General features: G+C 55.3%; 19 protein-coding genes and 4 tRNA genes. 19 read left to right on the top strand and 4 right to left on the bottom strand.

Annotated elements, in window-relative coordinates; translation table 11 throughout:
* The first annotated feature begins 84 nt into the window (after positions 1-84).
* Both CPAR_RS09630 and CPAR_RS09625 read left to right on the top strand, forming a co-directional pair.
* Complete coding sequence (locus tag CPAR_RS09630) at positions 85-771, top strand: indolepyruvate ferredoxin oxidoreductase subunit alpha (RefSeq protein WP_012503121.1); 687 nt, start codon at positions 85-87, stop codon at positions 769-771.
* Positions 772-880: 109 nt separating this feature from the next.
* Positions 881-1,648, top strand: coding sequence for a polyprenol monophosphomannose synthase (locus CPAR_RS09625; protein WP_012503120.1), 768 nt, complete (start codon positions 881-883; stop codon positions 1,646-1,648).
* A 167-nt stretch (positions 1,649-1,815) separates the two neighbouring features.
* On the opposite strand, the gene fusA is transcribed toward CPAR_RS09625, so the two are convergent.
* Complete coding sequence (fusA, locus tag CPAR_RS09620; protein WP_012503119.1) at positions 1,816-3,894, bottom strand: elongation factor G; 2,079 nt, start codon at positions 3,892-3,894, stop codon at positions 1,816-1,818.
* Between the two features lie 257 nt (positions 3,895-4,151).
* Between fusA and eno the strand changes: the two genes are divergently transcribed.
* From eno to rpoC, 16 genes are all read left to right on the top strand, one after another.
* The gene (gene eno, locus CPAR_RS09615) at positions 4,152-5,465 is read left to right on the top strand and encodes a phosphopyruvate hydratase (RefSeq protein WP_012503118.1); all 1,314 of its coding nucleotides are present in this window, start codon (positions 4,152-4,154) and stop codon (positions 5,463-5,465) included.
* Positions 5,466-5,560: 95 nt separating this feature from the next.
* Positions 5,561-5,869, top strand: coding sequence for an FtsB family cell division protein (locus CPAR_RS09610; protein ID WP_012503117.1), 309 nt, complete (start codon positions 5,561-5,563; stop codon positions 5,867-5,869).
* Between the two features lie 137 nt (positions 5,870-6,006).
* Positions 6,007-8,091, top strand: coding sequence for a (E)-4-hydroxy-3-methylbut-2-enyl-diphosphate synthase (gene ispG / locus CPAR_RS09605; protein WP_012503116.1), 2,085 nt, complete (start codon positions 6,007-6,009; stop codon positions 8,089-8,091).
* Positions 8,088-8,873 carry an SDR family NAD(P)-dependent oxidoreductase gene (locus CPAR_RS09600; RefSeq protein ID WP_012503115.1) on the top strand — a complete coding sequence of 262 codons (786 nt, stop codon included), beginning with the start codon at positions 8,088-8,090 and terminating at the stop codon, positions 8,871-8,873. Before ispG ends, CPAR_RS09600 begins: the two co-directional genes overlap by 4 nt.
* A gap of 195 nt (positions 8,874-9,068) precedes the next feature.
* Positions 9,069-9,141 (top strand) — tRNA-Thr (locus CPAR_RS09595).
* A gap of 16 nt (positions 9,142-9,157) precedes the next feature.
* Positions 9,158-9,239, top strand: a tRNA-Tyr gene (locus tag CPAR_RS09590).
* 20 nt (positions 9,240-9,259) lie between these two features.
* A tRNA-Thr gene (locus tag CPAR_RS09585) sits at positions 9,260-9,332 on the top strand.
* A gap of 23 nt (positions 9,333-9,355) precedes the next feature.
* Positions 9,356-9,428 (top strand) — tRNA-Trp (locus CPAR_RS09580).
* A 52-nt stretch (positions 9,429-9,480) separates the two neighbouring features.
* Positions 9,481-9,672: a preprotein translocase subunit SecE gene (gene secE, locus CPAR_RS09575; RefSeq protein ID WP_012503114.1), complete on the top strand. Its 192-nt coding sequence runs from the start codon at positions 9,481-9,483 to the stop codon at positions 9,670-9,672.
* A gap of 27 nt (positions 9,673-9,699) precedes the next feature.
* Positions 9,700-10,275, top strand: coding sequence for a transcription termination/antitermination protein NusG (gene nusG, locus CPAR_RS09570; RefSeq protein WP_012503113.1), 576 nt, complete (start codon positions 9,700-9,702; stop codon positions 10,273-10,275).
* A 45-nt stretch (positions 10,276-10,320) separates the two neighbouring features.
* The gene (gene rplK, locus CPAR_RS09565) at positions 10,321-10,746 is read left to right on the top strand and encodes a 50S ribosomal protein L11 (protein WP_012503112.1); all 426 of its coding nucleotides are present in this window, start codon (positions 10,321-10,323) and stop codon (positions 10,744-10,746) included.
* 65 nt (positions 10,747-10,811) lie between these two features.
* Positions 10,812-11,501: a 50S ribosomal protein L1 gene (gene rplA / locus CPAR_RS09560; protein ID WP_012503111.1), complete on the top strand. Its 690-nt coding sequence runs from the start codon at positions 10,812-10,814 to the stop codon at positions 11,499-11,501.
* A 39-nt stretch (positions 11,502-11,540) separates the two neighbouring features.
* Positions 11,541-12,059: a 50S ribosomal protein L10 gene (gene rplJ, locus CPAR_RS09555; RefSeq protein WP_041466359.1), complete on the top strand. Its 519-nt coding sequence runs from the start codon at positions 11,541-11,543 to the stop codon at positions 12,057-12,059.
* 55 nt (positions 12,060-12,114) lie between these two features.
* Positions 12,115-12,495 carry a 50S ribosomal protein L7/L12 gene (gene rplL, locus CPAR_RS09550; RefSeq protein WP_012503109.1) on the top strand — a complete coding sequence of 127 codons (381 nt, stop codon included), beginning with the start codon at positions 12,115-12,117 and terminating at the stop codon, positions 12,493-12,495.
* 416 nt (positions 12,496-12,911) lie between these two features.
* Complete coding sequence (gene rpoB / locus CPAR_RS09545) at positions 12,912-16,817, top strand: DNA-directed RNA polymerase subunit beta (protein ID WP_012503108.1); 3,906 nt, start codon at positions 12,912-12,914, stop codon at positions 16,815-16,817.
* 102 nt (positions 16,818-16,919) lie between these two features.
* Positions 16,920-21,404 carry a DNA-directed RNA polymerase subunit beta' gene (rpoC, locus tag CPAR_RS09540; RefSeq protein ID WP_012503107.1) on the top strand — a complete coding sequence of 1,495 codons (4,485 nt, stop codon included), beginning with the start codon at positions 16,920-16,922 and terminating at the stop codon, positions 21,402-21,404.
* 457 nt (positions 21,405-21,861) lie between these two features.
* Here the strand turns inward: rpoC and accC are convergent, their stop codons facing one another.
* The 3 genes from accC to efp are packed head-to-tail and all read right to left on the bottom strand — an operon-like array spanning position 21,862 to position 24,324.
* Positions 21,862-23,205, bottom strand: coding sequence for an acetyl-CoA carboxylase biotin carboxylase subunit (gene accC / locus CPAR_RS09535; protein ID WP_012503106.1), 1,344 nt, complete (start codon positions 23,203-23,205; stop codon positions 21,862-21,864).
* A 20-nt stretch (positions 23,206-23,225) separates the two neighbouring features.
* Positions 23,226-23,705: an acetyl-CoA carboxylase biotin carboxyl carrier protein gene (gene accB, locus CPAR_RS09530; protein ID WP_012503105.1), complete on the bottom strand. Its 480-nt coding sequence runs from the start codon at positions 23,703-23,705 to the stop codon at positions 23,226-23,228.
* Between the two features lie 52 nt (positions 23,706-23,757).
* Positions 23,758-24,324 (bottom strand): elongation factor P, encoded by a 567-nt coding sequence (efp, locus tag CPAR_RS09525; RefSeq protein WP_012503104.1) that lies wholly within the window; start codon positions 24,322-24,324, stop codon positions 23,758-23,760.
* Between the two features lie 235 nt (positions 24,325-24,559).
* Between efp and CPAR_RS09520 the strand changes: the two genes are divergently transcribed.
* Entirely contained in the window at positions 24,560-24,835 is a 276-nt protein-coding gene (locus CPAR_RS09520; RefSeq protein ID WP_012503103.1) for an HU family DNA-binding protein, read from the top strand.
* Positions 24,836-24,868: the final 33 nt, after the last annotated feature.

Here is a 24,868-nt window from a genome sequence, read left to right as displayed (position 1 = left end):
AGGTACGAAGGGGCTTTTTGCCCCTTCGACCATCTTGAGTCATAACGTTTACAACGCAAAACAATTTTAGAGAGGGGGGTTTGTATGGCCGAACCTGTTGAAAACAAAAACCAGGCACCTGCTCCGGGAGCAAAAGCGGCTCCGAAAGGCGGCGCGCCTGCCGCACCCAAAGGTCCGGCTGCGCCGAAGGCTAAAGCGCCTGCCGCCAAGCAGTCTGGCAAGGCAAGGCTGTCTCCGCTTGATGTTACGCTCGGCCGTTCCGGTGTTCGCCAGGAGTCTGCGCTTCCGTATGTCAAACCAAAGGCAGCGCCGCCTCCGAAACCGGCAGCCAAGCCTGCGGCCAAGGGTGCTCCGGCAGCTAAAGGTGCTCCTGTTGCGAAAGAGGGCGCTCCAGCAGCCAAGCCAGTGGCAAAGGCCGCACCCAAAGCTGCTGCACCGGTTAAGAAAGCTCCGCCGCGTCCGAAGAAGCACTATTTTATTATCGAGAACCTCTGCGTCGGCTGCGGACTGTGTCTGGACAAATGCCCGCCGAAGATCAACGCTATTGGTTACAAGTTCTATGGCGACGTTCAGGAAGGCGGCTTCCGCTGCTACATCGATCAGGATGCATGTATTTCATGTTCGGCATGTTTCTCTGGTGACGAGTGTCCTTCAGGTGCCTTGATCGAACAGCTTCCTGATGGCGAAGTGCTCGACTTCAGCTACACGCCGCCGGAAAGGCTTGATTTTGATTTGCGCTTCCTGCATCGCTTCCATCGCGAGGTCAGGTAAATCAAGAACCCTATACCGTATTGACGGACTTGAAAAAGCATTGCTTTTTACGAAGCAATGCTTTTTTTATTGGTAAAAAGCCTGGCGCATTCCGACAAAATTTACAAGCGTGTTAGAGCAGCCGATTCAGAATCCTGTCGATATTTCTGGGCTTACCGGAAAGACATTGGTTATCATTCCAACCTACAACGAGGCCGAGAATATCAAGCCCCTTATCGGGGCGATTCTCCGCTCCTATTCTCAAGCTCTTGAGATTCTTGTGATTGATGACAACTCTCCTGATGGCACGGCATCGATCATCGAATCGATCATCGAGAACGAATCGCGAGTCCACCTTATACAAAGGCCGGGAAAGCTTGGGCTTGGAACGGCTTATCTTGCAGGTTTCCGTTATGCCCTTGAGCATGGCTATGAGCGGATCATCGAGATGGACGCCGATTTTTCACACGATCCTGCTGCGATCACCTCTTTGCTCAAGGAGGCACAGAATGCTGATCTGGTGATCGGATCGCGTTACCTGAACAACACGGTCAATGTGATCAACTGGCCCCTTTCGCGGCTTATCCTGTCCAAAACAGCCAGCATTTACACCCGCTGGATTACCGGAATGCCGGTTTCAGATCCAACAAGCGGTTTCAAATGCCTGAGCCGAAAAGCCCTTCAAGCCATTGCCCTGGATCGAGTTCATTCGCAGGGGTACTCGTTTCAGATCGAGATTGACTTTCGGGTCTGGAGGCAAGGGTTAGCCATTCGTGAGGTGCCGATTGTCTTTGTCGATCGGACGGTTGGAAAATCGAAAATGACCAGAAAAAATATCGTGGAGGCAGTCTGGATGGTCTGGTGGCTTAAGCTACTTTCAATTGTCGGGCGGTTATAGGGCTCGGGATTTAGAATGCGGGACTGTGAGCCTTAAAATTAACCTGATCTGATCGCCAGACGTTTAAGCTATATCAGAACAAAACAAAAGCGGCTGTACTCGATGATTGTACAGCCGCTTTTGTTTTGACAAGTTTGATTAAGTCTACTCGCTTGAGAAGAAAGCCTTTAGCTTTCGTTGTTTTTCTCCGCAATGAGCTTGCTTGCTACATCGGATGGAGCCTCTTCGTAATGGCTGAACGTGTAGCTGTATCGGGCTCGGCTATGGGTCAGCCTGGTCAGCGCATGATGGAAATCCGAGAGCGAGGCTTGCGGAATCATCGCCTTGATGATCTGGAATCGTGAGTCGGTATCCATGCCGAGAATACGGCCTCGCTTGCTTGAGATTTCCCCGACGATTTCACCGGTATACTGGTCAGGTGTCTGAACGGTGAGTGAACAGAGCGGTTCGAGAATCAGTGGTTTTGCTTTGTCAAAGGCGGCTTTGAAGCCCATGCTTGCCGCGATTTTAAAAGCGTTCTCCGAGCTGTCAACCGGATGGTGCGAACCATCGTAGGCTACGGCCTTGAGATCGACCAGTGGATAGCCGGCAAGGAGTCCATGAGTGATCGTTTCGCGTATTCCCTTTTCGACAGCCGGTAAATAGCGGGTTGGCACTACGCCGCCAACCACTTCGCTGGCGAACTCGAATCCAGAGTCTCGTTCCGTAGGCTCGATCCTGATCCACACATCACCATACTGGCCACGGCCACCCGACTGCTTTTTGAATTTGCCCTGCGCCGAGGCGCTGATTCTGATGGTTTCGCGATAGGGAATGCGGATGGGGGCGGTCTCGACTTTTACGTTGAACTTGTTGAACAGACGGCTGATGATGATGTCGAGATGGGTTTCTCCGAGGGTTTTCAGAATGGTCTGGTTGAACTCCGTATCGTGCTCGATGGTAAAGCTCGGATCCTCTTCGTGGAGGTGGTGCAGACCGGATGAAATCTTTTCCTCATCACCCTGGGTGGTCGGAACGATAGCTGTGGAAAGCACCGGTTCGGGGAAGATGATCGGGCTGATGCGGCAATCGACTCCTTTGTCGGCCAACGTGTCGTTGGTGTGGGAGTTTTTGAGCTTGACCACCATGCCGATGTCGCCGGCAAGGAGCTTGTCGACCGGGATTTTTTTCTGTCCAAGCATGGTATAGACCTGTCCGAGCTTTTCGAGCTGCCCGGTCTGGGCGTCGATCAGTTCATGTCCGGTTTCAATGTGGCCGGAATAGACGCGTACATAGGAGATTTCGCCAACTCTCGGTTCCGACATGGTCTTGAAGATGAATGCGACCGTCGGGCCTTCCGGGTCGGGATCGAGCAGCTTTTCGTCGTTCATCACCGAACAGTAGGCGTGTTCCGGGCCGCGCTCGATCGGCGAAGGGCAGAGGTTAACGATGGCGTTGAGCAGGCGCTCCGAACCGATCAGATGAAGCGGGGAGGTACAGAAAACCGGGAAGAAGGTTCGCGTCACGAGCGCCGATTTGATGCCAGCCCGGAGCTCGTCTTCAGCCAGGGTGCCGACGTCGAAAAAGCGGTTCATGAGCTCCTCGTCGGTTTCGGCGACTGCCTCGACCAGTTGCTGGTGAAGCTCCTCGGCCTTTTTCCGGTAGAGGTCGGGAATCTCGGAAATTTCCATGCTGCCCGGCTTGTCGGGATTGAATTCAAGCTGCTTCATCAGCAGCACGTCAATCAGAATGTGGTGATTCTGGCCTTCTTCTACTGGGAACTGGATCGGCGTGACCAGATGGCCGAAATGGTCGCGCAGAGCTTCGAGGGTTGTGTCGAAGTCAGCCCGATCGGCATCGAGCTTGGTCAGCACGAACACGGTCGGTTTGTAGTACTCCTGCGTATAGTCCCAGACGGTGTCGGTGCCTACCTCAACGCCCGTGGCTGCGTTGACTGTGATCAGCACCGTATCGGCCACGCGCATAGCCGATTTGACGTCCCCGTGAAAGTCGAGCAGGCCGGGAGTGTCGATGATATTGATCTTCTTGTCTTTCCAGTTTCCGTGAATGAGGCTGGTGTTCAGGCTGTGTTTTCTTTCGATTTCATCGGATGCATAATCTGACAGGGTCGTCCCTTCTTCAATGCTGCCGAGCCGGTTGATTATCCCCATGCTCAGGGCAAGCGATTCGCACAGCATGGTTTTTCCGGTTCCGGAATGGCCGGTAACGACAATGTTCCTCAATTGGTCGGTTGGAACAGCTTGCATGTCAGTACTCCTTTATTGGTTTGGTTGAACGGAGCGGTCCGCTGTGGCCGGAGATTACTGCTTCACGACGGTCTTTGCAGGGAATTCAGCCTGCGGCACTTAACAAAAACTTAATCAAAAAAATATTGTATCCGCTGTTATTGTCACCATTAATGCGACCTTGAGGGCGATAAAATAGCCTGCCGGTTTCCGAAGAATGGGAACCATTGCGTATCTTTTCCTTCTATGTTCTTCATTCAATTCTAAATCACCGTATCATGTCAGTCATTACCAAGATCCACGCTCGTCAGATTATGGACTCGCGAGGCAATCCTACTGTCGAAGTCGATGTCTATACCGAAAGCTCTTTTGGCCGTGCGGCTGTACCGAGCGGTGCTTCGACCGGCGTTCACGAAGCGGTCGAGCTCAGGGACAACGACAAGAGCGTTTTTCTCGGCAAGGGCGTGCTCAAGGCTGTCGAGAACGTCAACACCGTGATCAACAGCGCTTTGCAGGGCATGGATGTGACTGAACAGGAAGAGATCGACGCCAAGCTCCTCGAGCTGGACGGCACGCCGAACAAATCCGTACTCGGCGCCAACGCGATCCTCGGTGTTTCGCTGGCCTGTGCTAAAGCTGGAGCCGAGTATTCGGCACTGCCGCTCTACCGCTACATTGGCGGTACGACGGCTAAAACCCTGCCGGTGCCGATGATGAACGTGCTCAACGGTGGTGCGCACGCCGACAATACGGTCGATTTCCAGGAGTTCATGATTATGCCGATCGGCTTCGAGCGCTACTCCGACGCTCTGCGTTGTGGCGCCGAGGTGTTCCACTCGCTCAAGGCTCTGCTGCACAAACGCGGTCTGAGCACCGCCGTTGGTGACGAAGGCGGTTTTGCGCCGAACGTGGAGTCCAACGAACAGGCGATCGAACTGGTGATCGAGGCCATCGGCCTGGCCGGTTACAAGGCTGGCGCGCCGACCGACAAGGGCGGCCTCGGTGACGGTCACGTCATGATCGCGCTCGATCCGGCCAGCTCGGAGTTCTACGACACCGAGAAGAAAAAATATGTGTTCAAAAAGTCCTCCGGTCGTGAACTCTCTTCCGAAGAGATGGCAAGCTACTGGGCAGACTGGGCGAGCCGTTACCCGATCATCTCCATCGAAGACGGCATGGCCGAGGATGACTGGGAAGGCTGGAAATTGCTGACCGAAAAGATCGGCGACCGCGTGCAGCTCGTGGGTGACGACCTGTTCGTGACCAACAGCAAGCGCCTCGGCGAAGGCATCGAAAAGGGAGTCGGCAACTCCATTCTCATCAAGGTGAACCAGATCGGCACCCTGACCGAAACCCTTCAGGCAATCGACCTGGCCAAGCGCAACGGCTACACCTCGGTCATCAGCCACCGCAGCGGCGAAACCGAAGACACCACCATCGCGCAGATCGCCGTGGCGACCAACGCCGGCCAGATCAAGACCGGCAGCATGTCGCGCTCCGACCGCATGGCCAAGTACAACGAGCTGCTCCGTATCGAGGAGATGCTCGGCGACACGGCCGTCTATCCCGGTATCAAGGCTTTCCGGGTCTGAGCCTCAGCGGAGATTTTCTATCCGCCCAACCTTTGCAGTAAAAGGCATATCTGGATGAACGATATGCCTTTTCTCCAAGGCAATTGTTTCGAACCATGATGAACCATTTCTTGGAGATCCGGGACTGGATCTTTTCAAATCCGAAAAAATTCCTGATCGGACTGGCCTTGGGCCTGCTCGCTCTGTCGTTTATTTTCGGTGATTATGGTTTGATCAAGCGAATCAGCATGGAGGTGGAAAACCGGCAACTCGAAAAGCGTCTTGCCGAAGAAGAGCAGAAGATCGTCGAACAGCAGGCCGTTATCAAACACGCCTACAGTCCGGACAGTGTTGAAAAGGTGGCACGAGAGCGCTACAATTTTCACAAAGACGACGAGACCGTGTTCACCATCAAGGATGAATGATGAGGTTTCGCTGCACGCTGTTGAACCTCGTTACGACTCCGTTCCATAGTTTTTAAGCCGGTTCGCCGGCTTTTTTTTTATGCTGCCCAATCCATACCTTCCATGACAATTCTTTTCAATTTCAACGCCACGTTTTCATGACTGAAGAAACGCTTGCCGGAGCCCAGTCCGTCGTCTATCCCGTGCCGGTGTACAGCTATCGCCGCCGCTTTACCAGAGAGGTCCCGTTCGGCCGCATCACTCTTGGTGGCCACCAGCCGATCAGGGTGGAGTCGATGACCAACACGCACACGATGGACACTGCGGCTACGGTCGAGCAATGCCGGCGTCTGTACGAGGCGGGGTGCGAAATCATCCGCCTGACGGTGCCGACCGAGCGCGATGCCGAAAATCTTCGCAACATCCGCGATCAGCTCAGGCGCGACGGTATCGATACGCCACTGGTGGCCGACATTCATTTTTCGGTCAAGGCAGCCATGAAAGCGGTGGAGTTTGTTGAGAATATTCGCATCAATCCGGGCAATTACGCTACCGGTGCGAAGTTTTCGAGCGAGGATTACACCGACGAGCAGTATCAGGCCGAGCTCGACAAGGTGCGCGAGGAGTTCACGCCGCTGGTCAAAAAGGCGATGTCGCTTGGCGTGTCGATGCGCATCGGCACCAACCACGGTTCCCTCTCCGACCGGATCGTGAGTCGTCTGGGCAACTCGCCGGAAGGTATGGTGGAAGCTGCACTTGAATTTGCGCGCATCAGCGAGGACGAGGGGTATTATGATATTCTCTTTTCGATGAAGTCTTCGAACGTCAGGGTGATGATTCAGGCCTACCGTTTGCTCGTCGCTCGCGCGGATGCGGAGCTGCGTTACGCCTATCCGCTGCATCTCGGCGTGACCGAGGCGGGGGATGGCGACGAGGGGCGAATCAAGTCGGCGATGGGTATCGGTTCGTTGCTTGAGGATGGTCTTGGCGACACCATTCGCGTCTCGCTCACCGAGGACCCGGTCAACGAAGTCCCGGTCGGTTTCGCGATCGTGAAGAAATATAACGATCGCCTGCTGGTCAAGGGTGACCAGGGGCATCTTTCGGTGAAGCATGTGGTCGAGCATGAAATGCGCAAGCAGGGCCACGAGCTTCTGCCGTTCGAGCCGTTCGGCTATTCGCGGCGCCCGTCCTGCAGCATCGATGGCGCGGGCAATCCTGTCGGCGCCGACGCCTTGCCCGGTGTGGAGACGATGGCCAAAACACCGGTTTCTGATCCGGATGCGCTGACGCAGGAGATTCTCGACCGTCTTGCTCCGGACAAGCCGGACGATGCGATTCGCTCCGAATATGTCGGTATCGCTATCGGCAGCATTGAGGATGTGCCGCCGCTCGAAAGGGTGCTCGATTCACTTGGTGAGTTGCGTCAAAAGGTTGTCGTTTCCACTGCCGATACAGCCCTGGTCGAAAGTCTGCTGCCGCTCTGCGGGCGGGTGCGGCTCGATATTGTCGAGGGTGAGGCGCTCTCGACCGGCTTCATCGATTCGCTGCATGACAACGAGGCTGCCATCGAGTTCTGCTTCATTCATGAAAATGCGTCGGAGAACGTGCCCGCCGAGGTACTGGTGCGTCTTGCTTCCAAGCTGAAAGCCAAAGGGATGCAGCGGGTGATGCTCTCTATTCTCTCTCGCGAGCCGCTTTTCGCTGTCCGCAAGCTGGCGCTTGAACTGAAAAAGGCGGAGATCGATTATCCGCTTGTGGTGCGCTACCGCCGCCGCGAAGGGGAGCGCTCCGGTGTGATGATCGAAAGCGCCATCCAGACCGGCACGCTGTTCTGCGACGGCATTGGCGACATTCTGGCGCTTGACACCAAGCTCTCCGTCACCGATGAGGTTGCGCTCGGCTTCAACATTCTGCAGGCCGCCAGGATCAGGATGTCCAAGACCGAGTTCATTTCATGCCCGGGATGCGGTCGAACCTATTTCGAGCTTGAAAAGACCACGGCGCTCATCAAGCAGCGGGTTTCGCACCTCAAAGGGCTCAAAATCGGCATCATGGGTTGCATCGTCAATGGTCCCGGCGAAATGGCCGATGCCGATTTCGGCTATGTCGGTTCCGGCAAGGGGCGCATCAGCCTTTATGTAGGTAAGGAGTGCGTCGAGGAGAATCTGCCCGAGGACGTGGCTCTTGAGCGGCTGATCGAGCTGATTCGCCAGAACGGCAAGTGGGTCGATCCGGTATGACGTTGTACACGCTGATCACTGGTGCTTCGAGCGGCATCGGCAAGGCTATCGCGGCAGATCGCGCCAAAAGCGGCGAGCATCTTGTGCTGGTGGCGCGATCCGGCGAGAAGCTGGAAGCGTTTGCCTCGGAGTTGCGACAAGCACACGGAGTCGATGTGCAGGTGTGCGCTCAGGATCTTTCCGAATCAGGGGCTCCCAAACAGGTGTTCCGCTTCTGCGAGGAGCGCGCCATCGCCGTTGACCGGCTGGTCAACTGTGCGGGGTTTTCGGTTACCGGCAACTTTGAGCGGATGCCCGAAGAGGAGCTTGTCCGGATGTCGATGGTCAACATGGTCTCTGTGGCGACGTTGACCCGTTTGTTTTTGCCGTCCATGCTCCAGCGCCGCCAGGGTGCGGTAGTCAACATCGCCTCGCTCGGCGGGTTTCAGGGCGTGCCCGGTATGGCCTGTTACTCGGCAACAAAGTCGTTCGTGGTTACCCTGACCGAAGCCCTCGCCGGGGAACTCACCGGGACCGGTGTTCGCGTTTTCGCTATTTGCCCCGGCTTCATCGACAACGACCAGTTTTACAACCGGGCAGGGCATGACCGGAGCAGGATCATTACGCCGGTGTCCAGTCCCGAGGTCGTTATTCGCGCTGTCCGGCGCGGTTTTGCCGGTAACTCGACCCTCATTCTGCCGACCGGCTTTGACAGCATGATGCGCTTCACGCAGCGTTTTGTGCCCAGAAAAATGGTGGTGTGGCTCGCCGGTCTGTTTGCCGGCGCTCAGGAAAAACGCTGAGCGCAAGGCCTGTATCTTGTTTTCCTGTTTGCCGATCTTGCTTGCAGCGTCCGCGTTTTCAGCGAAACCGGCAAGAGAAATGCATCCTTTTCAAGCCGCCGGCTTCCTCTTTTCGGAAAAGTGAGAATTATGTTTTTTTTCTTTGGATTTTATGGTCCGGAAATTATATTACCAGCCCTGTATTTTTAGTGAGCTGCTGGTGTAGCTCAATTGGTAGAGCAGCTGATTTGTAATCAGCAGGTTGCGGGTTCGAGTCCCATCGCCAGCTCGCAGTGTCAGAATATGGGTAGGTAGCGAAGCGGTCAAACGCAACAGACTGTAAATCTGTCGACATATGTCTTCGGAGGTTCGAATCCCCCCTACCCACTTGGTTTTGTTGATGACAAGCTGATGTAGCTCAGTCGGTAGAGCACTTCCTTGGTAAGGAAGAGGTCATCGGTTCAAGTCCGATCATCAGCTCCGGCTCCCGCAGGGGCGGTTACACGTCAGTAGCTCAATTGGTAGAGCAGCGGTCTCCAAAACCGCAGGTTGGGGGTTCGAGTCCCTCCTGACGTGCAGGCAGGCTGGACTCGAATTCTGTTCACGATCTTTACCTCGATGCTCAATCATGAAGAATTATATCGACAAAGCAGGCAAGTATTATCGTGATGTCGTCAGCGAAATGCGCAAGGTTTCGTGGCCGACCCGCGATGAGGTGAAAGATATGACGGTTGTTGTGTTGACGGTTTCAGGCATTCTTGCCTTGTTCACCTTCTCGGTTGACTGGGTGATCAGTACCGTGATGGGGAAAATATTGTAAGACTAAGGAGATTTCGAGGTACACAGCATGGGCGTCAGAAAAAAGGTGATGGAAGAACAGCATCCCCCGCAACTCCACTGGTACGCTCTCAGGATTTATTCCGGCCATGAGCGCAAAGTGAAAGAGGGGATCGAGATGGAGGCCGAGCGTCATGGTCTTGTCGACAAGATCAAGCAGGTCTATATTCCCTACGAGCGTTTTGTCGAAGTTAAGAACGGCAAGAAACGAAGCCTGACCAAGAACGCTTTTCCCGGCTATGTGCTGCTTGAAGCGGTTCTTGACAAGCAGACCAGAAACCTGATCATGGATATTCCATCGGTCATGGGTTTTCTTGGCGTTGATGACAATCCCACCCCGCTACGTCCTGATGAGGTAGAGAAAATCCTTGTTCCTGAAAGTGCTGTCGAGCACCGCGCAGTGGTCGAGGCTCCTTTCAAGGTCGGCGACTCGGTCAAGGTGATCGATGGCCCGTTCAGCTCCCTTACCGGCATTGTGCATGAGGTTTGCACCGAGAGGATGAAAGTCAAGGTGATGATCAACTTCTTCGGCAGAAGCACTCCTACCGAGCTGGATTTCTCCCAGGTCAAGTCGGTTTCGCAATAACAGAGATCATAGTATTAATTCACGCTGTTGAAAGAGAGATAGCACATGGCAAAAAAGATAACAGGGTTCATCAAGTTGCAAATTCCTGCAGGAGGTGCGAATCCTGCTCCTCCCGTCGGACCGGCACTCGGTCAGAAGGGTGTGAATATCATGGAGTTCTGCAAGCAGTTCAACGCCAAGACGCAGTCTGAAGCCGGCATGATCATCCCTGTGGTGATTACTGTCTTTTCCGACAAGTCGTTCACTTTCGTTACCAAGACTCCGCCCGCCGCTGTGCTCCTGCTCAAGGAGGCCAAGCTGCAGAAGGGTTCCGGTGAGCCGAACCGCAACAAGGTCGGTACGGTTACCATGGAGCAGGTGCGCAAGATCGCTGAGCTGAAGAAGCCTGACCTCAATTCGGTCGATATCGAAGGTGCCGCCCAGATGGTGATGGGCACTGCCCGCAGCATGGGTATCGTTGTCGAAGGCTGAGGTATAAGTTTTTATCGTGGGAGGCCTGATAAGCCGCTTATTTAACCACTAACACAACACAATCAATGGCAGGAAAGAACTACAAGAATGCTGCTGCGAAGGTTGATCGCGCTCAGGAATATGAGCTTGCGGAAGCCATCGAGAAAGTCAAGGAAATTACCACCACCAAATTCGACGCCACGATCGACGTCGCTATGAAGCTCGGGGTCGATCCCCGTCATGCCGATCAGGTCGTTCGCGGCACGGTCATGCTTCCGCACGGTACCGGTAAAACCGTTTCCGTCCTCGTTGTCTGCAAAGAGAACAAGGCTGAAGAGGCTCGTGAGGCTGGTGCCGATTTCGTCGGATTCGAAGACTATATCGAGAAAATCCAGAACGGCTGGACCGATGTCGATGTGGTTGTCGCAACCCCTGACGTCATGGGTCAGCTTGGCAAGGTTGCCCGAATCCTCGGCCCCCGCGGCCTGATGCCGAACCCGAAATCGGGTACGGTCACCATGGACGTGGCCAAGGCGGTCAGTGAAGTCAAGGCTGGTAAGATCGAGTTCAGGGTTGACAAGGCTGGTAACATCCACGCTCCCGTCGGAAAGGTGTCGTTCGACAGCGACAAGCTTGCTGGCAACATCGGCAGCTTCATCAAAGAGGTTGTGCGCCTGAAGCCTTCGGCCGCAAAAGGCCAGTACCTTCAGGGCATCACGATTTCAAGCACCATGTCTCCGGGCGTGAAGGTCAAAAAAGATAAATTTGTTGCCTGACGCGAGCGGGCCTAACACAAACCGATTGTGCACGTTATGATGAAGCGAGATAAAAAAGAAGAGATTGCTCAGCAGATAGCCGAGAAATTCCAGAAGTCGCAGGGCTTCTACTTTACCGAGTTCCAGGGCCTCGATGTCCAGAAGATGGGTCAGCTCCGCCTTGAATTCCGCAAAGCCGGTATTGAGTACAAGGTGGTTAAGAACACCCTGATCAAGAAGGCGCTCAGGGATGCAGCCGGTGCCGATAAACTGGCTGAAGGGCTGAAGAATACAACCGCTGTTGCGTTCAGCTACGACGATCCGATCGCTCCGGCAAAGATCATCAAGAAGTTCAGCAAAGACAACGAAGCGCTGAAGTTCAAGATGGCCTCTGTCGATGGCACGGTGTTCGGTGCCGACGCACTGCCGCAGCTTTCCGAAATGCTCAGCAAAACCGATAACATCGCCCGTACCGCAGGCCTGATCAACAATATGATCGCTTCGGTGCCGATGGTGATGAATGCGGTAATGCGTGACCTCGTGTCGGTGATCGACCAGGTTGGAAAGCTCGAAAAATAAACGAATTACGCACTCAAAGCTTCAATATTTTCAATTCAAACTGAGAGAGGAAATAATGTCATCTATCGAAACCCTTGTAGAAGAGATTGGTAAACTTACCCTTACCGAAGCTTCCGAGTTGGTGAAAGCACTTGAGGAGAAATTTGGTGTGAGCGCTGCTCCGGCCGTTGTTGCTGGTGGCATGGCTGCCGCTCCTGCTGGTGAGGCTGCTGCTGCTGAAGAGAAGACCGAGTTCGACGTCGTTCTCAAGGCTGCTGGCGCACAGAAGATCAACGTCATCAAAGTTGTTCGCGCAATCACCGGTCTTGGTCTGAAAGAGGCCAAAGAGATGGTTGATGGTGCACCGAAGACCGTCAAAGAGGCTGTCTCCAAGGACGAGGCTGAAAAGATCGCCAAAGAGCTCAAGGACGCCGGCGCTGAAGTCGAGCTGAACTGATCGTTCGCAAGGTCAAGTAGCTGACAAGCTCCGTGCCGTTTCCGGGACGGAGCTTTGTCCGTTTGTGGTAAGAAATTTCTTTTTACCGTTACGCGGCTTAAAAACCGCAGAACGATGACCCACTTCGATAAGGTATTGACGAATCCTGTAATGACCAAAGAGTACCACTGATTACTGCCGTGAGCGATTCGAGTGAGCGGTTGTCGAAGTGCGGAGCCTGAATGTGCCGGCCTGTCGGGACATAAGGAGTGCAGCACCGGTTGACGTCGCCGGTCGCAAAACGGAGCAAAGCGGGCTCCAGATCGATGTCGCGAATACATATTGGTTGCGACTTCGAACGACGAGACCCGAAAGAGAATTGCCCATTAACTGTTAAGTACTCCCTGCAATTGACTAAAAGCGAGGTGCATGTGAAAGTGGCTGATGCAACACCAACACCGTGTATTGACTTTTCCAAGATCCAGAGTATCATAAATCCCCCCGACCTTCTCAAGGTACAGCTCGATTCGTTTCATAATTTCATTCAGGACAGCGTTCCGCTTGCAAAGCGCAAGGATCAGGGGCTTGAAAAAGTGCTCAGGAGCGCCTTTCCCATTACCGATACCAGGGGGCTGTATCTCCTGGAATATATTTCCTACAGCTTCGACAAGCCGAAATATACCGTCGAGGAGTGCATTGAGCGCGGCCTGACCTACGATGTTTCGCTCAAGATCAAGCTCAAGCTCTCCTACAAGGATGAGGCCGACGAGCCGGACTGGAAGGAGACCATCCAGCAGGAGGTCTATCTCGGCAGGATTCCCTATATGACCGAGCGAGGCACCTTTATCGTCAACGGCGCGGAGCGCGTTGTCGTGGCCCAGCTTCACCGTTCACCGGGCGTGGTGTTCAGCGAGGCGGTGCACCCGAACGGTAAAAAGATGTACTCGGCCAAAATTGTGCCGACTCGCGGTTCCTGGATCGAGTTCCAGACCGACATCAACAATCAGATTTTCGTCTACATCGACCAGAAGAAGAACTTCCTGGTTACAGCGTTGCTTCGCGCGATCGGCTTCGCCAAGGATGAAGATATTCTTGCTCTGTTCGACTTGGTCGAAGAGGTCGAGGTTTCATCCAAAAGCGCGAAACGCGAACAGCTTCTCGGTCAGTATCTGGCTTCCGATATCATCGACATGAACACCGGCGAGGTGGTCAGTGCCCGCTCGGCGATCACCGAGGATATTCTGGATCAGATCGTGGCGGCCGGTTACAAAACCATCAAGGTGATGAAGACCACCTCTCCCGAGAAAGGCGTGGACAAGTCGGTCATCATCAACACGATTCTCAACGACAGCTCGGCTACCGAGGAAGAGGCACTGGAAATCGTCTACGAAGAGCTTCGCTCCAACGAAGCGCCGGACATCGACGCCGCCAGAAGCTTCCTTGAGCGGACGTTCTTCAATCAGAAGAAATACGATCTCGGCGATGTCGGCCGTTACCGTATTCAGAAGAAGCTGCATAACGAGCTGACGGAGCTTTCGAGCTACCTCGAAGAGCGCCCTGAACTGAAGGAGCTCTCCGACGCTATTTACGAGCGCATTCTCCAGACGATCAGCACCTATTCCGAAGAGCCGATCGGCGAGGATATTCTGGTGCTTACGCACTACGACATCATCGCGGTTATCAACTACCTCATCAAGCTGGTCAACGGCATGGCTGAGGTCGATGACGTCGATCACCTGGCCAACCGCCGCGTGCGTTCGGTGGGCGAGCAGCTTGCCGCACAGTTCGTAATCGGTCTGGCGAGAATGGGCAAAAACGTCCGCGAAAAGCTTAATTCTCGTGATACCGACAAGATCGCTCCGGCGGATCTCATCAACGCGCGCACCGTGTCGAGCGTGGTGTCGAGCTTCTTTGCTACCAGCCAGCTTTCGCAGTTCATGGACCAGACCAACCCTCTGGCCGAAATGACCAACAAACGGCGCGTGTCGGCCCTTGGCCCTGGTGGCCTGACCCGCGAGCGTGCAGGTTTCGAGGTTCGCGACGTTCACTACACTCACTACGGGCGTCTTTGCCCGATCGAGACCCCTGAAGGTCCGAACATCGGTCTGATTTCGTCGCTGTCAGTCTATGCCGAAATCAACGACAAGGGCTTCATCCAGACCCCGTACCGCGTGGTCGATAAAGGCTTGGTGACCGACAAGGTGCTGATGCTCTCCGCAGAGGATGAGGAGAACAAAATCACCGTTCCGGTCAGCATCGAGCTCGACGAGAACAACCGTATTGCTGCCGAGTCGGTGCAGGCCAGAACCAAGGGTGACTATCCGCTGGTGCTTGCCGAAGATGTGAACTACATGGACGTCTCGCCGGTGCAGATCGTCAGCGCGGCTGCGGCGCTCATTCCGTTTTTGGAGCATGATGACGGTAACCGTGCGCTCATGGGCGCGAACATGCAGCGCCAGGCTGTGCCGCTGCTCGTTTCGGACGCTCCGGTTGTCGGCACCGGCATGGAGGCCAAGGTGGCCCGCGACTCCCGCGCCGTGATCGTGGCCGAAGGCCCCGGCGTGGTGCAGAACGTCACCGCCGAGCGAATCGAAGTGCGCTACGATCTCGATCCGGAAAACAATACCGTTTCGTTGCTTGACCCAGACGAAGGCGTCAAGGTCTACAAGCTCATCAAGTTCAAGCGCTCCAACCAGGATACCTGCATCTCGCAGCGCCCGCTGGTGCACAATGGCCAGAGGGTCGACGCCGGTGACGTGCTGGCCGACAGCTCCTCGACCGACAACGGCGAACTGGCTCTCGGTAAAAACGTGCTGGTGGCCTTCATGCCCTGGCGCGGTTACAACTTCGAGGATGCCATCGTGCTCAGCGAAAGGCTGGTTTACGACGACGTCTTCACCTCGATCCACGTGCACGAGTTCGAGTCGAACGTGCGCGACACCAAGCGTGGTGAAGAGCAGTTCACCCGCGACATCTACAACGTCAGTGAGGACGCCCTGCGCAACCTCGACGAGAACGGCATCGTGCGCATCGGCGCCGAGGTCAAGGAGCGCGACATTCTTGTCGGAAAGATCACCCCGAAAGGCGAGAGCGATCCGACTCCGGAAGAGAAGCTCCTGCGTGCCATCTTCGGCGACAAGTCCAGCGACGTGAAAGATGCATCGATGCACGTGCCGGCCGGCATGAAGGGCATCGTCATCAAGACCAAGCTGTTCAGCCGCAAGAAAAAGATCGGCATGGACGTAAAAGAGCGCATGGAGGCGATCGACAAGCAGTTCGATCTGAAAGAGGCCGACCTGCGCAGCCGTTTTGCCAAATGGATGAAGCAGCACCTCAACGGCAAGAAGAGCGTTGCCATCACCAGCGACAAAGGCAAGGTGCTCGTCCCCGAAGGCACGGTCATCGATGAAGCGCTGCTGGCCAAGTTCAACGGCCTGCCGTTCCTCGAATCGATCGATGTGTCGAAAGGGATTGTGAGCGGTGCAAAAACCAACGAAAACGTCGTCCGTCTGATCCGCGAATACCGCCTGAAGCTGAAAGATCTGGAAGACGAACGCGAGAACGAAAAGTACAAGGTCAACGTCGGCGACGAGCTGCCGCCCGGTATCGAAGAGCTGGCCAAGGTCTACATAGCCCAGAAGCGAAAAATCCAGGTTGGTGACAAGATGGCCGGTCGTCACGGTAACAAGGGTGTGGTCGGCAAGATTCTGCCGATCGAGGATATGCCGTTCATGGCGGATGGCACCCCGGTCGACATCGTGCTCAACCCGCTTGGTGTGCCGAGTCGTATGAACATCGGTCAGCTTTACGAAACCTCGCTCGGCTGGGCCGGCAAGAAGCTCGGTGTCAAGTTCAAGACCCCGATCTTCAACGGCGCCACCTACAAAGAGGTGCAGGAAAATCTCGAAAAGGCCGGTCTGCCGGGCCACGGCAAGGTCAAGCTGTTCGACGGCCGTACCGGTGAGCAGTTCCATGACGAGGTCACCGTCGGCTACATTTACATGCTCAAACTGAGCCACCTTGTTGACGACAAGATTCACGCCAGGTCCATCGGCCCATACTCGCTCATCACCCAGCAGCCGCTCGGCGGTAAAGCGCAGTTCGGTGGCCAGAGGTTCGGTGAAATGGAGGTCTGGGCGCTTGAAGCCTACGGCGCGGCCAACATCCTGCGCGAGATGCTCACGGTCAAGTCCGATGACGTGATCGGCAGAAACAAAACCTACGAAGCGATTGTCAAGGGACAGAATCTTCCGGAACCCGGAACGCCTGAATCGTTCAATGTTCTTGTCAGGGAGCTGCAGGGTCTTGGTCTTGAGATCAGGATCGACGACAGGGTGCCCTGAGGCAGTGTGACTACACGCCAGCGCAGTTCCCGAGCGGAGCTGCACTGGCCCGAAAAGCAGTAACGAGGATAATTACAAGGTTGTTTTAACAGGAAATCGACCATGATATTTTCACAGGGATCATCACCGATCAAGGGTGATTTTTCGAAGATAAAGTTCAGCATCGCCTCTCCGGAGAGCATTCTGGCCCATTCGCGTGGCGAGGTGCTCAAGCCGGAAACAATCAACTATCGTACCTTCAAGCCGGAACGTGATGGCCTGATGTGCGAAAAGATTTTCGGTCCCACCAAGGACTGGGAGTGCTACTGCGGCAAATACAAGAGGGTGCGCTACAAAGGCATCATCTGCGATCGTTGTGGCGTTGAAGTCACCACCAAAAACGTGCGCCGCGAGCGCATGGGCCACATTTCGCTGGCCGTACCGGTGGTGCATACCTGGTTTTTCCGCTCCGTGCCGAGCAAGATCGGTGCGCTGCTCGATCTTTCGACCAAGGAGCTCGAGCGCATTATCTATTATGAAGTCTACGTGGTCATCAACCCCGGTGAGCCCGGCGAGAAGCAGGGCATCAAGAAGTTCGACCGCCTGACCGAGGAGCAGTACTTCCAGATTATCACCGAGTACGAAGACAACCAGGACCTCGAAGATAACGATCCGGCCAAGTTCGTCGCCAAGATGGGCGGCGAGGCGATCCACACGCTGCTGAAAGGCTTGAACCTCGACGAGATCGCGGTCAACCTCCGCAAGGTGCTCAAGGAGAGCGGCTCGGAGCAGAAGCGTGCCGATGCGCTCAAACGCCTCAAGGTTGTAGAATCCTTCCGCAAAAGCTACGAGCCCCAGAAGCGTACCCGCAAGAAATCGACCGGCCTGTTCCCCGAGGAGGATTCTCCTGAGCTGTACATCTACGAAGGTAACAAGCCCGAGTACATGGTGATGGAGGTCGTGCCGGTGATTCCGCCGGAGCTTCGTCCGCTCGTGCCGCTCGAAGGTGGCCGTTTCGCCACGTCCGATCTGAACGATCTGTATCGCCGCGTCATTATCCGCAACAACCGCCTCAAAAAGCTGATCGACATTCGCGCTCCCGAGGTCATCCTCCGCAACGAAAAGCGCATGTTGCAGGAAGCCGTTGATGCCTTGTTCGACAACTCGCGCAAAGCCAACGCAGTCAAAACCGGTGAATCCAACCGTCCGCTCAAGTCGCTCTCCGACGCCCTCAAGGGCAAGCAGGGTCGCTTCCGCCAGAACCTGCTCGGTAAGCGTGTTGACTACTCCGGCCGTTCGGTTATTGTGGTCGGCCCGGAGCTTCAGCTCCATCAGTGCGGTTTGCCGAAGAGCATGGCCATCGAGCTGTTCCAGCCGTTCGTTATTCGTCGTCTCGTCGAGCGCGGCATCGCCAAATCGGTCAAATCGGCCAAGAAGCTGATCGACAAGAAAGACCCGGTGGTCTGGGATGTGCTCGAAAAGGTGATCGACGGTCGTCCGGTGCTGCTGAACCGTGCTCCGACCCTGCACCGTCTCGGTATCCAGGCTTTCCAGCCTACCCTCATCGAGGGCAAGGCGATCCAGCTTCACCCGCTCGTCTGTACGGCGTTCAACGCTGACTTCGACGGTGACCAGATGGCTGTGCACGTACCGCTTTCGCAGGAAGCGCAGCTCGAAGCATCGCTCTTGATGCTCTCGTCGCACAACCTCATTCTGCCGCAGTCCGGTAAGCCGGTTACGGTTCCTTCGCAGGACATGGTGCTCGGTATGTACTACCTGACCAAGGCGCGTTTCGGAGATGTAGGCCAGGGACAGCTCTTCTACTCGATGGAAGAGGTGATCATCGCCTACAACGAGGAGCGCGCAGGTCTCCATGCCCAGATTTTCGTCAAGTACGACGGCAAGGTCGACCAGGTCTCCGACCCGGTTCGCCTGGTCGATACGCTTGTCCCCGAAGAACAGGCAGAAAGGAGAGCGTGGCTGAAGAGCCAGATCGAGCAGAAGAAGGTGCTGGTCACCACGGTTGGCAGAGTTATCTTCAACCAGCACATGCCTGAAAAGATCGGCTTCATCAACAAGCTGATCAATAAAAAAGTGGCAAAAGAGCTGATTGCTCATCTTTCAAGCCAGGTCGGTAACGTCGAAACGGCGCAGTTCCTCGACAACATCAAGGCGGTCGGCTTTGGCTACGCCATGAGGGGCGGCCTTTCCATCGGTCTGTCCGATGCGATCGTGCCGGAGACCAAGGTCAAGCATATCAAGAACGCCCAGCGCGACAGCGCCAAGGTGGTCAAGGAGTACAACCGTGGTACGCTGACCGACAACGAACGCTACAACCAGATCGTTGACGTCTGGCAGAAGACTTCGAACCTGGTCGCTGACGAGTCGTACCAGAAGCTCAAGAATGATCGCGACGGCTTCAATCCGCTCTACATGATGCTCGATTCGGGTGCTCGTGGCTCCCGCGAGCAGGTCAGGCAGCTGACCGGTATGAGGGGTCTGATCGCTCGCCCGCAGAAGTCCATGTCCGGCCAGCCGGGTGAGATTATCGAGAACCCGATTATCTCGAACCTCAAGGAGGGACTGACGGTGCTCGAGTACTTCATCTCAACGCACGGTGCCCGTAAGGGTCTGTCCGATACCTCGCTCAAGACGGCTGACGCCGGTTACCTGACCAGGCGTCTGCACGACGTGGCGCAGGATGTGATCGTCACCATCGACGACTGCGGCACCACGCGCGGTCTGCACGTCGAGCGCAACATCGAGGAGGAGACCAGCGGGCAGATCAAGTTCCGCGAAAAAATCAAGGGGCGCGTGGCGGCCCGCGACATCGTCGATGTCATTAACGACAAGGTGGTTGTCAAGGCTGGTGAAATTATCACCGATGAGCTTGCCGCCGCCATTCAGGACAACATCGGCGTCGAAGAGGCCGAGATTCGTTCCGTGCTCACCTGCGAGTCGAAGGTTGGTATCTGCTCGAAGTGCTACGGCACCAACCTGTCGGTCCACAAGCTTGTGGAGATGGGCGAAGCGGTCGGCGTGATCGCAGCCCAGTCCATCGGTGAGCCAGGAACGCAGCTGACGCTTCGTACCTTCCACCAGGGCGGTGCGGCGCAGGGCGGTATTTCCGAAACCGAGACCAAGGCGTTCTACGAAGGTCAGGTCGAGCTCGAGGATGTCAAGAGCGTCGAGCACTCCATCATCACCGAGGACGGCATCGAGGAGACTCGCCAGATCGTCATCCAGAAGAACGGCAAGCTCAACATCATCGACCCCGATTCGGGCAAGGTGCTGAAGCGTTACGTCGTGCCTCACGGCGCGCACATCAACGTCGAGAACGGCCAGATGGTGCGCAAGGATCAGGTGCTATTCAGCAGCGAGCCGAACAGCACGCAGATTCTCGCCGAGATGCCCGGTTTTGCGAAATTTATCGACATCGAAAAAGGCGTCACCTACAAGGAAGAGGTCGACCCGCAGACCGGCTTTGCCCAGCACACCATTATCAACTGGCGCTCCAAGCTTCGTGCATCCGAGACCCGTGAGCCGCGTATTGCAATTGTGAGCGAGTCGGGCGAAATCAAGAAGACCTATCCGGTGCCGATCAAGTCCAACCTCTATGTCGAGGATGGCCAGAAGCTGAATCCGGGTGACACCATTGCCAAGGTGCCGAGGAACCTTGACCGCGTCGGCGGCGACATCACCGCCGGTCTGCCAAAGGTGACCGAGCTTTTCGAGGCACGCATCCCGACCGATCCGGCAATCGTTTCCGAAATCGACGGTTACGTGAGCTTCGGCTCGCAGCGCCGCAGCAGCAAGGAGATCAAGGTCAAGAACGACTTTGGTGAAGAGAAGACCTACTACGTCCAGGTTGGTAAGCACGTGCTGGCCACCGAGGGCGACGAGGTCAAGGCCGGTGATCCGCTGACCGACGGCGCGGTTTCTCCGCAGGACATTCTGCGAATCCAGGGCCCCAACGCTGTGCAGCAGTACTTGGTAAACGAGATTCAGAAGGTTTATCAGATCAACGCCGGTGTGGAGATCAACGACAAGCACCTTGAGGTGATCGTGCGCCAGATGCTGCAGAAGGTACGCGTCGAGGAGGCCGGTGATACCAATCTGCTTCCGGGTGACCTGATCGACAGGGGCACCTTCATTGAAGCCAACGAAGCTGTGGCAGAAAAGGTAAGGGTGATTGATCGTGGCGACGCTCCGCCGAGAATCCAGGAGGGGCAGCTTTACAAGCAGCGCGACATCACCAAGCTGAATCGCGAGCTACGCCGCAACAGCAAGTCGCTCATTACTATCGAGCCAGCGCTGCAGGCAACCTCGCATCCGGTGTTACTGGGTATTACCAGCGCCGCCTTGCAGACCGAAAGCGTCATCTCTGCAGCCTCTTTCCAGGAGACCACCAAGGTGCTGACCGATGCAGCCGTGGCTGGCAAGGTCGATCATCTCGCCGGTCTGAAAGAGAATGTTATTGTTGGTAAGCTTATTCCTGCCGGTACCGGATTGCGCAAATACCGCTCAATCAGGCTTCAGTCCAACGAACCTGAAGAGGTCGACGTCATTGAGTCAGCTTCGACTGGAGATGCAGAGGAGGAGAACTAACTGGTAAAGCTGCTTTTAGCTTACGTTATTTCCTGATTACAAAGCCATCCAGCCTATAACGGGCTGGGTGGCTTTTTTGTCAAGTGCTCTTTGTAACGACATCGATTATTCCCTGAGAGGTGCCAGGTAATCTTTCGGATGCGGAAGTACTATTGTTCAGAGATAATGCTGGACGTGCAATAAATGGGATCACTTTTGAGGGAGAGGAGTGTAATGTGTGAGTGCCGTTGGTTCTACAAATGTTGTCTTAGTTTATGTCACAGTTGTAAGCAATGCAATAGCTTTTGAGACCGGAGAAGCTTTTTCGCACATTCTTCTGTTTCACAAAGAGGGGTCAGCAGGGTCAGTGTCTTATCAGTTTGTTGTTGATTTGAAACGGCGGAAAAACGAAAGCCCTGCAAACCATCGAGGTCGCAGGGCTTTACTGTTACGAGCCAGAGCGCTCTGTCGAGAGCGCTTAGTGCTTTTCGTAGCGGAAGCTGTCGAGGAAGCTGGTGTCGAACTCGCCACTCCTGAAGACCGGGTCGTGCATGACCTGCTTGTGGAACGGAATGGTAGTCTTGATGCCCATCACGATGAACTCGTCGAGCGCTCTCGACATGCGGGCGATCGCTTCGTCGCGGGTGTGCGCGGTGACGATGAGTTTGCCGATCATGGAGTCGTAGTTCGACGGCACCACGTAGCTTGCGTAGCAGTGGGAGTCGATTCTGACGCCCGGCCCGCCCGGAGTGTGGAACACCTGCACCTCGCCCGGCGACGGCCTGAACATGTGCTCGGGATCTTCGGCGTTGATGCGGCACTCGATGGAGTGGCCGCGTGGCTCAAACACTTTGCCTTCGAGACTTCCACCAGCGGCGATGCGAATCTGCTCCTTGACCAGATCGACATCGTAGCGCTGCTCGGTCACGGGATGCTCCACCTGGATGCGGGTGTTCATCTCCATGAAGTAGAAGTTCTTGTGCTTGTCGAGCAGGAACTCGATGGTGCCGGCGCCTTCGTAGTTGATCGCCTTGGCGGCGGCCACGGCTGCTTCGCCCATCTTCGTGCGCAGGGCTTCATCGACCACCGGTGAGGGGGTCTCCTCGATCAGCTTCTGGTGGCGGCGCTGCACGGTGCAGTCGCGCTCGCCGAGGTGCAGCACGTTGCCGTGCTGGTCGGCCAGAATCTGAATTTCGATGTGACGAGGATTTTCAAGGAACTTTTCGATATAGACGCCGCTGTTGCCGAACGCCATGCCGGCTTCGCTCTGCGCGGTCTTGAGGTTTTTTTCGAGCTGGCTCTCTTCATGCACCACTCTCATACCCTTGCCGCCGCCACCGGCAGTCGGCTTGATGATGACCGGGTAGCCAATTCTTTTGGCGGTTTCGATTGCGTGACCGACATCCTCGACCAAGCCTTCGCTACCGGGCACCACCGGCACGCCGGCGGCGATCATGGTCGATTTGGCGGTGTTCTTGTCGCCCATCCGGTTGATCATGTCAGCCGATGGGCCGATGAACTTGATATTCGAGGAGTGGCAGACTTCTGAAAAATCGGCGTTCTCGGCAAGGAAGCCGTAACCGGGATGAATGGCGTCAGCGTTGGTGACTTCGGCAGCCGCGATAATGCGCGGGATGTTGAGGTAGCTTTCACGCGAAAGGGGCGGGCCGATGCAGACCGCTTCGTCTGCATACTTGACATGAAGAGAATCGACATCGGCGGTCGAATAGACGGCGACGGTGCAAATGCCCATCTCCCGGCAGGTGTGCATGACCCTTAAGGCGATCTCTCCACGGTTAGCTATGAGTATTTTTTTGAACAAGGTGCAGTACTGGTTGAAAGTTATGGCTTGATTCGGAACAGGACCTGATTGTATTCGACAGGCTGACCGTTTTCAACGAGAATTTCGGCGATGGTTCCGGAACCCTCTGCCTCGATCTCGTTCATGAGCTTCATGGCTTCGATGATGCACAGTACATCGCCAGCCTTGACCTTGTCGCCTTCATTGACAAATGCCTCGGCGTCCGGGGAAGGCGAACGGTAGAACGTGCCCACAATCGGAGAGTGAATGTCAATGAGATCCCCGGCGGCGGCTGGCGCGGCAGAAGCCGGAGCTGGCTGTTCCTGCACGGCTGCAGGTTGTGGCACGGACGGCGCTGCCTGAACGGGTTGCGCCATGGCAGGGGCGGTCGGCAATACAGCCTGGGCTTTCGAGTTGTTTCGTCTCAGCGTGATTTCGGACTCGCCGTTCTTGATGACGACTTCATCAAGAGACGAACCGTTGACAATCTCGATAAGCTGCTGGATTTCCTTGAGGTTCATGAGTGTGGTCTTAAGATTTTTACGCGCAATTCGGTTATGACTGGCAAGTTAATCACTTTTTAACTCTATCCATGTACTCGCCGCTCCGGGTGTCGATGCGGATGATGCTGCCGGTCTGGATAAACATGGGCACGTTCACCTCGGCACCGGTTTCGACGATGGCCGGCTTGGTGCCGCTGGTGGCGCGGTCATCCTTGCTTGCAGGGTTGGTTTCGGTAACCTCCAGTTCAACGAAGGTCGGCAGTTCAACTTCGAGAATCGAGCCGTCATCGGCAAACACGATATCGACCATCACGGCATCCTTGATGAAGCGTGATGCAGAACCGATGGCCACTTCCGGCACGTTGATCTGGTCGAAGGTTTCGGTATCCATCATGACATAATCTTCACCGTCTCGATAGAGGTACTGGTATTTCTTTCTCTCGGTGACGATGACATCGACCTGCTCGGTGGCGCTGAAGCGGTACTCGACGTTGCGGCCGGTCTTGAGGTTTTTCATGCTGGCCTGATAGAAGGCGCGAAGGTTGCCTGGCGTGCGATGCACAAGGCTTTCGATGCTGTGGGGTTCACCCTTCCAGCGGATGATGGCCCCTTTTGAGACGTTGCTTATTGAAACCATGACGTGATTAGGTGAAACAGGCGATTTCTGAGCGGTGCCTGCAAAACAATGGTTAAAAGAAAAAAGAAAATGAATATAACACCGCAGGCGTTCAATACCAATGACGAGTCGAAACCCGCCCTGAACAAGCGTAAAAACAAATTGGATGTTTGTTTGTCAGTCTGTAAATTGATCTTATAGTAGTAATTGGAAAGAGATAAGCTATTTTTCCTCCAACGTAAATCGCACACTTCTTATGTCGAAAGCCGAGTTAGTAGAACAAATTGCCGCAGAGACCGGCATGACCAAAGCGGAAGCCGAAAGAGCGGTGAACGCCTTCATCAACGTTGTGACCTCTACCCTGAAAGGTGGAGATGATGTAACTCTGGTTGGCTTTGGAACCTTTACGACCGGAGATCGCGCCGAACGTCAGGGGCGCAATCCTCAGACTGGTGAAACCATTACCATTGCCGCTAAGAAAGTTGTCAAGTTCAAACCGGGCAAGGCACTTAAAGACGAGATTGGCTGTTAACCCTCTACCGAAAAAGAAGTTATCATCGATCGA

It is taken from the genome of Chlorobaculum parvum NCIB 8327, assembly GCF_000020505.1.
Taxonomy (GTDB): domain Bacteria; phylum Bacteroidota; class Chlorobiia; order Chlorobiales; family Chlorobiaceae; genus Chlorobaculum; species Chlorobaculum parvum_A.
This window is presented reverse-complemented; position numbering and strand designations above follow the sequence as displayed.